The following is a 13349-nucleotide window of genomic DNA, read 5'->3' on the forward strand; positions in this document are numbered from 1 at the left end:
GGGGTTGAGGGAGATTACTGCATTAACAGGTAGATGGTGCTGTCGCCGCGCTGAATGTTCAGTGCCAGCACAGACGGTTTGCTGTCGAGCACTTTACGCAGTTCAGCGATGTTTTTCACTGCCTGCTGGTTCGCGCCAATAATCACATCACCTTTCTTCAGGCCGATCTGCGCAGCCGGAGTGCCCGTTTTCACGTTGTTCACTACCACGCCCTGATCTTTGCCTTTGTTGCTCATCTCAGCGCCTTCAATGCCGTTGAAGATGGAGCTGGAATCAACCTGATTCTGGCTGCTCTGCTGCAGTTCCAGGTTCACGTTAACCTGCTTACCGTCGCGCAGTAAGCCCAGGGTCAGTTTGCTGCCCACCGGCATAGTACCCACCTGAGCACGCAGTGCGGCAAAGCTGCTGATCGGCTTACCGTTCAGTGAGGTGATCACATCACCCGCTTTAATGCCCGCTTTTGCAGCGGAGGAATTAGGCAGAACCTGGCTTACGAAAGCACCGCGCTGGGCGTCAACTTTCATCGCTTTGGCCAGTTCGGAGTTCAGCTCAGTCCCCATAATCCCCAGCTCACCGCGTTTCACCTGGCCGTATTCCACCATCTGCGAGGTCAGGTTTTTCACCATGTTACTCGGGATAGCAAAACCGATACCGATGTTGCCGCCGTCCGGTGCGAGGATCGCGGTGTTGATACCGATCAGTTCGCCGTTCAGGTTAACCAGCGCACCACCGGAGTTACCACGGTTGATCGCTGCATCGGTCTGGATGAAGTTTTCGTAGTTTTCAGCATTCAGGCCGCTACGCCCCAGCGCAGAGACAATCCCGGAAGTTACCGTCTCGCCCAGACCAAACGGGTTACCAATCGCTACGGTGTAATCACCCACGCGCAGTGCATCAGAATCCGCCATCTTAATTGCGGTCAGGTTTTTCGGGTTCTGGATTTGGATCAGCGCGATATCAGAGCGCGGATCTTTGCCAACCATCTTCGCGTCGAACTTACGACCATCGCTCAGCTGGACTTTAATCACCGTCGCGTTATCAACAACATGGTTGTTGGTGACGACATAGCCTTTATCGGCATCAATGATGACGCCGGAACCCAGCGCCATGAATTTCTGTTGCTGGCCGCCGCCATTACCGCCCTGGCCCCCCTGGCAGAACGGAGAGCTCTGAAACGGTGAACCTTCCTGGCAGAACGGAGAATCATCACCGAAGAACTGCTGGAAATTACGCGGCATACGCGGCGTATTAACGGTTGTGCTACCTTCTACGTTAATGCTGACCACTGAAGGCATCACCTTTTCGAGCATCGGTGCAAGGCTTGGCATCTGCTGGGCTGTCGTTGCTGAAGAAGTCTCAGCCGCCGTTGCAGAGAGCGGAGATAACGCCAAACCTAAACTCAGAGCCAGTGCACTCAGTGCTAATGTGGTTTTTTTCATGTATTTCAGTCTCGATTAACAGATAACGCAAAATTGCTGTGTTCTTCAGATTCGTTTTATAGCGCGAAGTTCCGAACTAAAGTTTCTGCAAAAGGTAAAAATTTATTGTTCGTCTTTACAAAAGCCTGGTTATTGTTCTACGGCCATCAGACGTCGGTATTCATCCCACGCATAGAGGTCGGTCATACCGCTGATATAATCCTGCAGTAGGCGGCAACGGTAATAATATTCCCATAGCGGAAACTCAGGAGAATCTGACGGTAATTTACTGACAGCCTCGACATAGGCCAGCCGATGGCGCGTCGAGAGTTTGTGGAATAAGCGCGACTCAATAGGGAAACGTTTCACCCGTTCTTTTTCTACCAGTTCAGTAAAGTCTGATAACGACAGGCTTAATAAAGGACGATAAATCTCTAATAATCCGCTAATGACCCGATAGCCCTGCAATTCAAGCTGCTCGACATCCGGATGGCTAAACACATGTTTTACAGCGACATTTTTATATAGCTTAAGAAGATCGCTGCATTCGCTGGCATCTTCCAATAATGCATGATTAAACGTTCCGGCGAAAATCGCAGGCAGATTATCAATAAATCGTTGTGCCGCGTAGGGTACCAGTTTATTTAGGGTGTTTACCCGTAAATACATAAAAAACTGATCTTCCGTACTGCGGCTTAAACTATTTGAGCGTGATTTTTCCCAGGCATTTTCAACCACTAGCGAAAAGAGCGAACCTTTCTCATGCTGACCCCACGCCTCGTGCAAATGATGATAAAGCTGCTCAACGGTAAATATTCTTTTCTCTACCGCATCTTCAAGGTCGGTAATGACTCCAACTTATTGATAGTGTTTTATGTTCAGATAATGCCCGATGACTTTGTCATGCAGCTCCACCGATTTTGAGAACGACAGCGACTTCCGTCCCAGCCGTGCCAGGTGCTGCCTCAGATTCAGGTTATGCCGCTCAATTCGCTGCGTATATCGCTTGCTGATTACGTGCAGCTTTCCCTTCAGGCGGGATTCATACAGCGGCCAGCCATCCGTCATCCATATCACCACGTCAAAGGGTGACAGCAGGCTCATAAGACGCCCCAGCGTCGCCATAGTGCGTTCACCGAATACGTGCGCAACAACCGTCTTCCGGAGACTGTCATACGCGTAAAACAGCCAGCGCTGGCGCGATTTAGCCCCGACATAGCCCCACTGTTCGTCCATTTCCGCGCAGACGATGACGTCACTGCCCGGCTGTATGCGCGAGGTTACCGACTGCGGCCTGAGTTTTTTAAGTGACGTAAAATCGTGTTGAGGCCAACGCCCATAATGCGTGCAGTTGCCCGGCATCCAACGCCATTCATGGCCATATCAATGATTTTCTGGTGCGTACCGGGTTGAGAAGCGGTGTAAGTGAACTGCAGTTGCCATGTTTTACGGCAGTGAGAGCAGAGATAGCGCTGATGTCCGGCAGTGCTTTTGCCGTTACGCACCACCCCGTCAGTAGCTGAACAGGAGGGACAGCTGATAGAAACAGAAGCCACTGGAGCACCTCAAAAACACCATCATACACTAAATCAGTAAGTTGGCAGCATCACCTTCAAGGTCTGCCACACAATAGGAGATGTCGTCGGCAGCTTCCATAATCCACGTTAATGGAAAACGACTGTAAAGCGCCAAATTAAGTTCTTTACGCAACCGGGCAATATAGGCTTCTTCAGAAAGATAATAACCCGGCTTTTTCATTAAATAGTGATGTGTCTCAGGCGTTTCGCCACGCCACCACGCCGGACGGGTATATTTTAAAATACCGCCAACCTGTGCCCAAGTGAGATTCATCCGCATCAATGTATGCACCAGACGAATGCCTTGTGCATTCCCCTCAAAATGACATAAGTCCTGACGAATCTTGCGCCGCAGCTCGTTAAGCTGTTCTTCCCCGTCCCGTAAACGTAGTGCCGCCACGCTGCAGCGATCGTCAGTCAGAGGCTGGCTTTCGGCATCTTCCGGGTGCAAACGTTGGCGAAACCAGTCATTTATCGCTGCTTCGCCAAAATGACCAAACGGCGGATTGCCGATATCGTGCATCAGGCATGACATCTCAACAATGCTTTCAAAGGGGCCGGTCAGTTCATCCAGGCCGTATGCTTCCAGCAATTTAAGCTCTTTCAGACGGCTTAAAATTTCTTTGGCGATGTAGCGTCCCACCTGCTGGACTTCCATCGAGTGGGTAAGACGCGTGCGCACGGCGGCATTGCGCTCCAGTGGAAAAACCTGGGTCTTTTGTTGCAGACGACGAATTGCCGGAGAGTTGATGATACGCCCGCGATCGCTCTCGAAGATCCGCAGGATCTCATGTTCGGTTTTAACGCCCTGCGGTGAACGGTAACGACGATGCCAGTTTATTTTTTTTCGGAAATCAATCTGTGCCATGTCCTCTCCCGCGTGAGAAATACGCTTCCCCGTAAGCGCATGGTAAACTATGCTTTCAAATCGGGCTTATCGCGAGTAAATCTATGAAAATCGGCATCATTGGTGCAATGGAAGAAGAAGTTACGCTGCTGCGTGACAAAATCGAAAACCGTCAAACTATCAGTCTCGGCGGTTGCGAAATCTATACCGGCCAACTGAATGGAACCGAGGTTGCGCTTCTGAAATCGGGCATCGGTAAAGTCGCTGCGGCGCTGGGTGCCACTCTGCTGTTGGAACACTGCAAGCCAGATGTGATTATTAACACCGGTTCTGCCGGTGGCCTGGCACCAACGCTGAAAGTGGGCGATATCGTTGTCTCGGACGAAGCGCGTTATCACGACGCGGATGTCACGGCATTTGGTTATGAATACGGTCAGTTACCAGGCTGTCCGGCAGGCTTTAAAGCTGACGATAAACTGATCGCTGCCGCTGAGGCCTGCATTGCCGAACTGAATCTTAACGCTGTACGTGGCCTGATTGTTAGCGGCGACGCTTTCATCAACGGTTCTGTTGGTCTGGCGAAAATCCGCCACAACTTCCCACAGGCCATTGCTGTAGAGATGGAAGCGACGGCAATCGCCCATGTCTGCCACAATTTCAACGTCCCGTTTGTTGTCGTACGCGCCATCTCCGACGTGGCCGATCAACAGTCTCATCTTAGCTTCGATGAGTTCCTGGCTGTTGCCGCTAAACAGTCCAGCCTGATGGTTGAGTCACTGGTGCAGAAACTGGCACATGGCTAAGTCACTGTTCAGGGCGCTGGTCGCCCTGTCTTTTCTTGCGCCACTGTGGCTCAACGCCGCGCCGCGCGTCATCACGCTTTCTCCCGCCAACACTGAACTTGCCTTTGCCGCCGGGATCACGCCGGTTGGGGTCAGCAGCTATTCCGACTATCCTCCACAAGCGCAAAAGATTGAGCAGGTTTCCACCTGGCAGGGGATGAATCTGGAACGCATTGTCGCGCTGAAACCCGATCTGGTGATTGCCTGGCGTGGAGGTAATGCCGAGCGGCAGGTTGACCAGCTGGCTTCGCTGGGAATAAAAGTGATGTGGGTCGATGCGACAAGCATTGAACAAATTGCCAATGCGTTACGTCAATTGGCCCCCTGGAGTCCGCAACCGGATAAGGCCGAACAAGCCGCGCAATCCCTGCTGGATCAGTACGCGCAATTGAAAGCGCAATATGCTGATAAACCTAAAAAACGTGTTTTTCTGCAATTCGGCATTAATCCGCCATTTACCAGTGGAAAAGAGTCGATTCAAAACCAGGTACTCGAAGTTTGTGGCGGAGAAAACATCTTTAAAGACAGCCGGGTTCCCTGGCCGCAAGTTAGCCGCGAACAGGTGTTAGCACGCTCGCCACAGGCGATTGTCATTACAGGCGGACCGGACCAAATTCCTAAAATCAAACAATACTGGGGTGAACAGCTCAAAATTCCCGTTATTCCTCTCACGAGTGACTGGTTTGAACGTGCAAGCCCACGTATTATCCTCGCTGCACAACAGCTCTGTAATGCGCTTTCACAGGTAGATTAGCGCCTGACCTTTTTAGGTGCTCAGTGGGGATTGAACAATGCTCGTCTATTGGCTGGATATAGTCGGCACAGCGGTATTTGCCATCTCCGGCGTTTTGTTAGCCGGAAAATTGCGTATGGACCCTTTTGGTGTTCTGGTACTGGGCGTGGTTACCGCTGTAGGCGGCGGGACAATTCGCGACATGGCGCTGGATCACGGCCCGGTATTTTGGGTGAAAGATCCCACCGATCTGGTCGTTGCAATGGTAACCAGCATGCTGACCATCGTGCTGGTGCGCCAGCCAAGACGCTTACCAAAATGGATGTTGCCGGTGCTGGACGCCGTTGGTCTGGCGGTGTTTGTCGGCATTGGCGTGAATAAAGCCTTTAATGCGGAAGTCGGTCCGTTAATCGCGGTTTGTATGGTCGTCATTACTGGCGTTGGCGGCGGGATCATTCGTGATGTACTGGCCCGCGAGATCCCCATGATTTTACGTACAGAAATCTACGCAACTGCCTGTATTATCGGCGGTATTGTCCACGCTACGGCTTATTACACATTTTCCGTACCACTGGAAACAGCCAGTATGATGGGCATGGTCGTGACGCTATTGATTCGGCTGGCGGCTATTCGTTGGCATCTTAAGCTACCGACGTTTGCGCTGGATGAGAATGGGCGTTGAAGAGAGAAGATGCGCCGGATAGTTTATCCGGCACATGAACAACAGATTAGATGCTAAAGGAAGAACCGCAACCGCAGGTGCTTTTCGCGTTCGGGTTGGTCACGATGAAACGAGAACCTTCCAGTCCTTCGGTATAGTCAACGGAACCGCCGACCAGATATTGCAGGCTCATCGGATCAACCACCAAGCCAACGCCCTGTTTTTCGATGGTCATATCGCCTTCGTTCACCTGATCATCAAAGGTGAAACCATACTGGAAGCCGCTGCAACCGCCACCTGTGATATACACGCGTAATTTCAGATTCGGGTTATCTTCGTCAGCGATCAGGCTTTTAACTTTGTTGGCTGCTGCGTCGGTAAACTCCAGCGGCAGTGCTACGTCATCACTCATATTTTGCTCCAAACGACATCGGCAATTGGGCAAATTCTAACCCAATAATAATCGCCATTATCTAATACCCTGGTATTTCGTTCAAGTATTCTCGCTGGCTGATGCGGCCTTGCTTCGCGCCAGTTGCTCAGCTTCCTGTTTTGCCAGCGTGCGCGCAAGAATCGCCGAGTATAGCGGTTTCCCGCCGGTAAATTGCGCTAATAGTGTTGCGCCAAGACCGGTAATAATCATTGGCAAAATGAGCTGGTAGTTATCGGTCATCTCCAGAACCAGAATGATCCCCGTTAACGGCGCGCGAATAGATGCCGCCAGTAATGCCCCCATTCCGGCAATAGCAAACGTCCCCGCCTCAAGGTGATATTGCGGAAACAGCTCAACGGCAACCATTCCGAAAGCGGTTCCCAGCACAGTACCCAGCGCCAGCATCGGGGCAAAAATACCGCCCGGCGCGCCGGAAGAGAAGCAGAGTAAGGTGGTAATGACCCGAGCGACGAAGATAAACACCAGCATTCCCATGCTGAAATTCCCCGCGGTAGCGATAGGAATCAGGTTAAAACCGCCGCCCGACGTTGCTGGTGCCACAAACCCCAGCAATCCACACAGACCGCCAATCGCACCGCCCATCAGTACCCATTTGGTAATATTGCCGCCGTGCACACGGTGCAGCAAATCCTGCATCCCCAGCACCCATTTATTAAAAATAGGGCCGAAAATGCCAAAAATAATACCGAGGATCAGATAAAGCCACAGCGTATTAAGCGGCGCATCAGAAAGTTTACCGACGTCAATCAACGCAACTTCATGATTAAAAATCCGGTACATAATGGTCGACATAATGACGCCAATAAATACCGCTTTTATCGAAATTAACGTATAGCGAAACTGCGGACGCATCTCTTCGATAATAAACAAAATACCCGCCAGCGGCGCGTTAAAGGCCGCAGCCAGCCCCGCAGCAGCACCGGTTGCCAGCAGCGTATGGCGAGCTTCGTCACCTTTCAGGCGGAAAATATCAAGCACCATACGGCCAATGTTACCGCCGATCTGCACGGTTGGCCCTTCGCGCCCCAACACCATGCCTCCGCCGAGTGTCCCCAGCCCGCCAAAGAACTTCACCGGCAATACACGCCACCAGCGAACGGGACGTTGATCTTCCAGCGCCCCTTCAATTTCCGGGATCCCCGAACCACCTGCTTCCGGCGCGTATTTGCGCACCAAAAAGTAGCCAAACATCGCCAGCACCGCCGAACAGAGAAAAGCGACGGTTAACAGAAGCGGATAATTATCAGCAGTATGTACCAGCGCCCCCATACGTTGGTTCTGCAACCAGGCGACACCTTTGTCAAAAGCAACCGCTGCCAGCCCAACAAGCGTGCCGACGACTGCCGCCATAAACAAAATGGCTAACGGGGTTTTATCGCGCTCAAGAAGTTGGCGAATCAGTTGTCTGCGTCGCAGGCGCGCGGCCTGCGGTGTTTCTAAAGAGGGAGTATCAGTTTTCATCCAATGATCACTTATTGGTCATACAAATAAGATGACGGCATTTTACTCGCACGTTCCATGAAAATCCTTTGCAAAGCGTAATGTTTCAAATGCACAAAACTTTTATACTCTAAGAAATCAGGATTGCACCAGTACAAGCAGCCTGATGTTTGACGAGTATTTAACTTGTTATGAATAACATAGAATAGCAGCCATTCACTTTTTCTACGAATCAGGAACCCTCCATGAGTAAGTCTGAAAATCTTTACAGCGCAGCGCGCGAGCTGATCCCTGGCGGTGTGAACTCCCCTGTTCGCGCCTTTACTGGCGTGGGCGGCACTCCACTGTTTATCGAAAAAGCGGACGGCGCTTATCTGTACGATGTTGATGGCAAAGCCTATATCGATTATGTCGGTTCCTGGGGGCCGATGGTGCTGGGCCATAACCATCCGGCAATCCGCAATGCCGTGATTGAAGCCGCCGAGCGTGGTTTAAGCTTTGGTGCACCAACCGAAATGGAAGTGAAAATGGCGCAACTGGTGACCGAATTGGTCCCGACCATGGATATGGTGCGCATGGTGAACTCCGGCACCGAGGCGACGATGAGCGCCATCCGTCTGGCCCGTGGTTTTACCGGTCGCGACAAAATCATTAAATTTGAAGGGTGTTACCACGGTCACGCTGACTGCCTGCTGGTGAAAGCCGGTTCTGGCGCACTCACGTTAGGCCAGCCAAACTCGCCGGGCGTTCCGGCAGATTTCGCCAAACATACCTTAACCTGTACTTATAACGATCTGGCTTCTGTACGCGCCGCGTTTGAGCAATACCCGCAAGAGATTGCCTGTATTATCATCGAGCCGGTGGCAGGCAATATGAACTGTGTTCCACCGCTGCCAGACTTCCTGCCAGGTCTGCGTGCGCTGTGCGACGAATTTGGCGCATTGCTGATCATCGATGAAGTAATGACCGGCTTCCGCGTGGCACTGGCTGGCGCACAGGATTATTACGGTGTGGAACCGGATCTCACCTGCCTGGGCAAAATCATCGGCGGTGGAATGCCGGTAGGCGCATTCGGTGGTCGTCGTGATGTAATGGATGCGCTGGCCCCGACGGGTCCGGTCTATCAGGCGGGTACGCTTTCCGGTAACCCAATTGCGATGGCAGCCGGTTTCGCCTGTCTGAATGAAGTCGCGCAACCGGGCGTTCACGAAACGTTGGATGAGCTGACAACACGTCTGGCAGAAGGTCTGCTGGAAGCGGCAGAAGAAGCCGGAATTCCGCTGGTCGTTAACCACGTTGGCGGCATGTTCGGTATTTTCTTTACCGACGCCGAGTCCGTGACGTGCTATCAGGATGTGATGGCCTGTGACGTGGAACGCTTTAAGCGTTTCTTCCATATGATGCTGGACGAAGGTGTTTACCTGGCACCGTCAGCGTTTGAAGCGGGCTTTATGTCCGTGGCGCACAGCATGGAAGATATCAATAACACCATCGATGCTGCACGTCGGGTGTTTGCGAAGTTGTGATCCAGCATGGTTTGTCGGATGCGGCGTGAACGCCTTATCCGACCTACGATTCGGGGCCGTTTGTAGGCCCGATAAGACGCGCCAGCGTCGCATCGGGCATCCGTTGTCGCGTAAACGCTTTATCCGTCCAGGCGTACAGGGCCGTTATATGGAAAAATTAACGGCTCTGCTTTCTCAGCAAATAGATAAAATATGGCGCGCCGATAAAGGTCGACAGCAGCCCCGCCGGGATCTGGAATGGAAACAGCACCATCCGCCCACACCAGTCAGCGAATACCAGCAGTAAACCACCCACCAGCGCCGAAATTACGATGTGTGGCATCGTCCGTCGAAAGCCCATCATCCGCGCAATATGCGGTGCCATTAAACCAACAAAACTCAACGGTCCAATAGTCATCGTCGCGGTCGCCGTCAGGCAAGCCGCTAACAGCAGCAGCGCAATTCGCGTCGGCGTCAGCGCCATTCCTACGGCTCGTGCGGTATCACCACCCAGCGGTAAAATGGTCAGCCAGCGGCGGTACAGCGGGGTAATCGCCAGCAAAATCACCATCACAATTCCGGTACGCCAGACCTGCGCATCGGTCGCGTTGTAGGTCGAACCGGAAATCCAGGTCAGCACTTGCGCCATTCGCGGGTCACCGCTCGCCTGCAACATCATCAAAAGCATGGTGAATGCGGTACTTAACGCCATCCCCGCCAGTAACATACGGTGTGGGGAAAATCCACCGCGGCCGGCGGCGATCATAATGATCAACAGCGTCACCGCCGCCCCGATACTGCCCGCGGGTAACAGCCAGCCAAAGGCATTACCCGGCACCAGAAACAGCATTAACACCACGCCAAACGCCGCGCCAGAGCTAATCCCCAGCACTTCCGGGCTTGCCATCGGGTTTCCGGTCAGCCGCTGAATAATACAGCCCGCCACCGCCAGCATGACGCCCGCAAACAGCGCCGCCATAATTCGCGGCCAGCGCCAGGGCATCAAATCCTCGAGCAACGCCCCGCTCGCCCACGTCCAGCCGTGCGCATCACGACCAAACGACAGCGCCACCACCACAGCCATCAACAGCAGCACGCCGCCCGCGAGGGCAAACGCCAGCACATGTTGGCGTTCAGCCGCGACACGATCGTTGACCTTCATATCCGGCGCGCTAATGCTGCGTAAACGCGGCAACAGCCACAGTAGCAGCGGCGCACCGATCAACGCAGTGACCGAACCGGTGGACACTTCCATCCACACGCGAGTCAGCCAGAGGATGATTTGATCGGAAAGCCAGAGGATCAGCGCCCCAATCAGCGACGCCAGCATCAACCGTGGCAACAAACGCCGCGCCCCCAGCATTTTCGCCAGCAGCGGCGCGAACAAACCGATAAAGCCGATAATCCCCACCGCATTCACCAGCAGCGCACTGATGACTATCGCCAGCGACAGCGCCGCCAGACGCGCGAGCGACAAGGCCAGCCCGAGATTGCGCGCCACGCCATCATCAAGCCCCATCAGGGTTAACGGGCGAAGTAGCAATAACGTCAACATCACGCCGCCCAGCAACTGCGGCCATAAACGCTCAACGCCGCCCCAGTCGGTTTGCGTCAGCGTTCCGGTGCTCCACAGGAACATGCTTTGCAGCTGGTCGTGATGGAAGATAACCAGTAGCTGATTAATTGCCCCGCAATAAAGGCTCACCACCAGCCCCGCGAGAATAAGCGTAACCGGCGAAAGCCGTTTCCCCCACGCGACGCCAAAGACGATTAAGCCAACGACACAAGCGCCCACCAGTGCGGCAAACTGGCTCGCCATAGCACCTGGGATCGCCCAAAGTGTGGTGACGGTAATTCCCAGTTGCGCGCCTGTAGCAACGCCAAGCGTCGTCGGCTCCGCCAGCGGGTTACGCAGCACTTGCTGAAACAGCACGCCCACCAGCCCCAGGCCCGCGCCCACCAGCAGCGAAATCGCCAGACGCGGCAACAAGCTGTAGTGAAAAATCATCTGCTCGATGACATCGATGTCTGGCGACCAGGCAGCCTGCGCCCACTGGCTACGCGGCAGCGCCTGCGAGAAGTTCATCCAGGTGAGCGCCGTAGCGACAATCACTAACAGCGCCAGCAATAACGCCGGAAAAAGCGCAATTCGTTTACTCACGCTTTACCTCCGATGGCGTTATCCAGAACGCGCACAAAGTGCATTGCCGAGAGTGTCGCACCATAAAACCAGACTGCAGGTACGCGCTGAAAGCGTCCGGCGCGGACAAACGGCATGGCCTGCCACAGCGGGGTTGCCATTAGCGCATCCATGTCTTTGCTGTTGTCGTGATCAAAACAGAGCACATCAACGTCTTTATACGCTGCCAGACGATCGATACTGACGGCGGTACTGCCCCAGAAGTTGGTTTCCCCTTGCCAGGCATTTGGGATGCCGTACTCATCGAGAATTTCCTGGAACAAGCTGTTTGGACCGAAGACCAGCATATGGCGCGGATCGATAAGCGTCGTCAGCAGTAACGGGCGTGCGCCACGCTTCACAAAGCGGGGTTTCATGCTGCGGATAAAGTCTTCGTATTGCGCTAAATGCGTTTCCGCTGCGCTTTGCAGGTTAAGTAAATCTGCCATTTCCGTCAGCGATTTACGCGCCATCGCCAACGGCTGTTTGCCGTCACTGAAGTTAAATCCGCGACCCGGCGCAATACGTGCCAGCATTTCTGATGAAGGGCCATATCCTGCCGACCAGACCATAAACGACGGTTTCATTTCGGTCAGCAGTTCAAGGTTAGGTTCTGTACGCAAACCGACGTCAATCACTGAGTCCGGCAATGGTGGTTCGCTGACCCACAGGCGATAGTTGATGGTATCCGCCACGCCGTAAGGCACGATGCCGAGCGCCAGCAGTAATTCCACCGGCAACCACTCCAGCGCCACAATACGATTGGGGTCAATAGCCGCCGCGTGGGCGGTATTCATCTGCCATAACAACGGAGAAAGCGCCATCGCCGTTAACAGTCGACGGCGCGAAATAAGAGGTAAGCCGCTCATCAATAAACAAAACTCACAGGTGCAGCACCCGCCGGATGCGGCAAAATACCCATCGGGATGCCATAAATCATTTCGAGGGTTTCGCCGCGCATAATTTCCGCAGGCGTTCCCTGAGCAATCATTTCACCACTGCGCAGGGCGACCAGATAATCACAGTAGCGTGCCGCCATATTGATATCGTGCAACACGGCAATGACCGTCAGGCCACGTTCCTGACTTAAACGGTGCACCAGCGCCAGCACATCAACCTGGTGGGCGATATCCAGCGCCGAAGTCGGTTCGTCGAGCAACAGACAACGGCTATCCTGCGCCACCAGCATGGCGATCCACGCCCGCTGACGTTCGCCGCCAGAGAGACTATCGACCAGCCGATGCGCCAGCGGTTTTAAGCCAACCAGCGAGATAGCTTCCTCGACCTTTTCGCGATCTGCCGCACCAAAGCGCCCCAGCGCGCCATGCCACGGGTAACGACCAATCGCCACCAGTTCACGCACGGTCATCCCTTCTGCCGGAGGAAGCTGCTGCGGCAAATAAGCCACTTTGCGGGCAAACGCTTTGCTGCTCCAGCTTTCCAGCGGCTGGGCATCAAGAAGAATCTCCCCTTCTGACGGAGGCTGATGACGACCAAGCATTTTGAGCAGAGTGGATTTACCAGAACCGTTGTGACCAATCAGACCGGTCACTTTCCCGGCAGGAAAGGTTAACGACAGCGGATGCAAAAGCGTGCGCCCGGGCACACGAAAGGAGATATTACGCAGTGCAAAAGTGGTATCGGAATGATTCGTGTATTCCTGCATAACAGCCAACTTGTGAAATGGGCACGG

13 protein-coding genes and 2 pseudogenes are annotated in these 13349 nt (G+C 53.6%); 4 read left to right on the forward strand and 11 right to left on the reverse strand.

Features of this window, described 5'->3' with window-relative positions; translation table 11 throughout:
* Positions 1 to 14: 14 nt before the first annotated feature.
* From degP to dgt (C1P89_RS14785), 4 genes and pseudogenes are all read right to left on the reverse strand, one after another.
* Positions 15 to 1439: a serine endoprotease DegP gene (degP, locus tag C1P89_RS14770; RefSeq protein ID WP_000753946.1), complete on the reverse strand. Its 1425-nt coding sequence runs from the start codon at positions 1437 to 1439 to the stop codon at positions 15 to 17.
* A 129-nt stretch (positions 1440 to 1568) separates the two neighbouring features.
* Positions 1569 to 2267: pseudogene (gene dgt, locus C1P89_RS14775) on the reverse strand (dGTP triphosphohydrolase); the annotation flags it as partial.
* 9 nt (positions 2268 to 2276) lie between these two features.
* A protein-coding gene (locus C1P89_RS14780; RefSeq protein ID WP_094096600.1) for an IS1-like element IS1A family transposase occupies positions 2277 to 2974 on the reverse strand; the annotation gives its coding sequence in 2 pieces (ribosomal slippage) (positions 2277 to 2725 and positions 2725 to 2974; 699 coding nt in all).
* A gap of 55 nt (positions 2975 to 3029) precedes the next feature.
* Positions 3030 to 3863: pseudogene (dgt, locus tag C1P89_RS14785) on the reverse strand (dGTPase); the annotation flags it as partial.
* Between the two features lie 83 nt (positions 3864 to 3946).
* Here dgt (C1P89_RS14785) and mtnN point away from each other — a divergent pair.
* The 3 genes from mtnN to C1P89_RS14800 are packed head-to-tail and all read left to right on the forward strand — an operon-like array spanning position 3947 to position 6099.
* The gene (gene mtnN, locus C1P89_RS14790) at positions 3947 to 4645 is read left to right on the forward strand and encodes a 5'-methylthioadenosine/S-adenosylhomocysteine nucleosidase (protein WP_000689844.1); all 699 of its coding nucleotides are present in this window, start codon (positions 3947 to 3949) and stop codon (positions 4643 to 4645) included.
* Positions 4638 to 5438, forward strand: a complete 801-nt coding sequence (btuF, locus tag C1P89_RS14795) for a vitamin B12 ABC transporter substrate-binding protein BtuF (protein WP_001129927.1) — start codon at positions 4638 to 4640, stop codon at positions 5436 to 5438. The genes mtnN and btuF overlap by 8 nt, the downstream gene beginning before the upstream one ends.
* A gap of 37 nt (positions 5439 to 5475) precedes the next feature.
* Positions 5476 to 6099 (forward strand): TRIC cation channel family protein, encoded by a 624-nt coding sequence (locus C1P89_RS14800; RefSeq protein ID WP_000964227.1) that lies wholly within the window; start codon positions 5476 to 5478, stop codon positions 6097 to 6099.
* A 46-nt stretch (positions 6100 to 6145) separates the two neighbouring features.
* Here the strand turns inward: C1P89_RS14800 and erpA are convergent, their stop codons facing one another.
* From erpA to yadX, 4 genes are read right to left on the reverse strand one after another with little or no spacing between them, the layout of a single operon-like run.
* Positions 6146 to 6490, reverse strand: a complete 345-nt coding sequence (erpA, locus tag C1P89_RS14805) for an iron-sulfur cluster insertion protein ErpA (RefSeq protein WP_001295564.1) — start codon at positions 6488 to 6490, stop codon at positions 6146 to 6148.
* On the reverse strand, positions 6483 to 6548 hold the full coding sequence (gene yadW / locus C1P89_RS14810) for a small protein YadW (RefSeq protein ID WP_120795373.1): 66 nt from the start codon (positions 6546 to 6548) through the stop codon (positions 6483 to 6485). Before yadW ends, erpA begins: the two co-directional genes overlap by 8 nt.
* A 23-nt stretch (positions 6549 to 6571) precedes the next feature.
* Positions 6572 to 7993, reverse strand: a complete 1422-nt coding sequence (gene clcA, locus C1P89_RS14815; protein WP_000845394.1) for a H(+)/Cl(-) exchange transporter ClcA — start codon at positions 7991 to 7993, stop codon at positions 6572 to 6574.
* 11 nt (positions 7994 to 8004) lie between these two features.
* Complete coding sequence (yadX, locus tag C1P89_RS26010; RefSeq protein WP_211180485.1) at positions 8005 to 8052, reverse strand: protein YadX; 48 nt, start codon at positions 8050 to 8052, stop codon at positions 8005 to 8007.
* Between the two features lie 165 nt (positions 8053 to 8217).
* On the opposite strand from yadX, the gene hemL reads away from it, so the two are divergent.
* Positions 8218 to 9498: a glutamate-1-semialdehyde 2,1-aminomutase gene (gene hemL, locus C1P89_RS14820; protein WP_000045275.1), complete on the forward strand. Its 1281-nt coding sequence runs from the start codon at positions 8218 to 8220 to the stop codon at positions 9496 to 9498.
* Between the two features lie 157 nt (positions 9499 to 9655).
* On the opposite strand, the gene fhuB is transcribed toward hemL, so the two are convergent.
* Genes fhuB through fhuC form a run of 3 tightly spaced genes read right to left on the reverse strand, consistent with a single transcriptional unit; the run spans position 9656 to position 13322 of the window.
* Positions 9656 to 11638 carry a Fe(3+)-hydroxamate ABC transporter permease FhuB gene (gene fhuB, locus C1P89_RS14825; RefSeq protein ID WP_000044064.1) on the reverse strand — a complete coding sequence of 661 codons (1983 nt, stop codon included), beginning with the start codon at positions 11636 to 11638 and terminating at the stop codon, positions 9656 to 9658.
* Entirely contained in the window at positions 11635 to 12525 is an 891-nt protein-coding gene (fhuD, locus tag C1P89_RS14830) for a Fe(3+)-hydroxamate ABC transporter substrate-binding protein FhuD (RefSeq protein ID WP_000015997.1), read from the reverse strand. Before fhuD ends, fhuB begins: the two co-directional genes overlap by 4 nt.
* Positions 12525 to 13322 (reverse strand): Fe3+-hydroxamate ABC transporter ATP-binding protein FhuC, encoded by a 798-nt coding sequence (fhuC, locus tag C1P89_RS14835; RefSeq protein ID WP_001158930.1) that lies wholly within the window; start codon positions 13320 to 13322, stop codon positions 12525 to 12527. Before fhuC ends, fhuD begins: the two co-directional genes overlap by 1 nt.
* Between the last annotated feature and the right edge of the window lie 27 nt (positions 13323 to 13349).

It is taken from the genome of Shigella sonnei, assembly GCF_002950395.1.
Lineage (GTDB): Bacteria > Pseudomonadota > Gammaproteobacteria > Enterobacterales > Enterobacteriaceae > ECMA0423.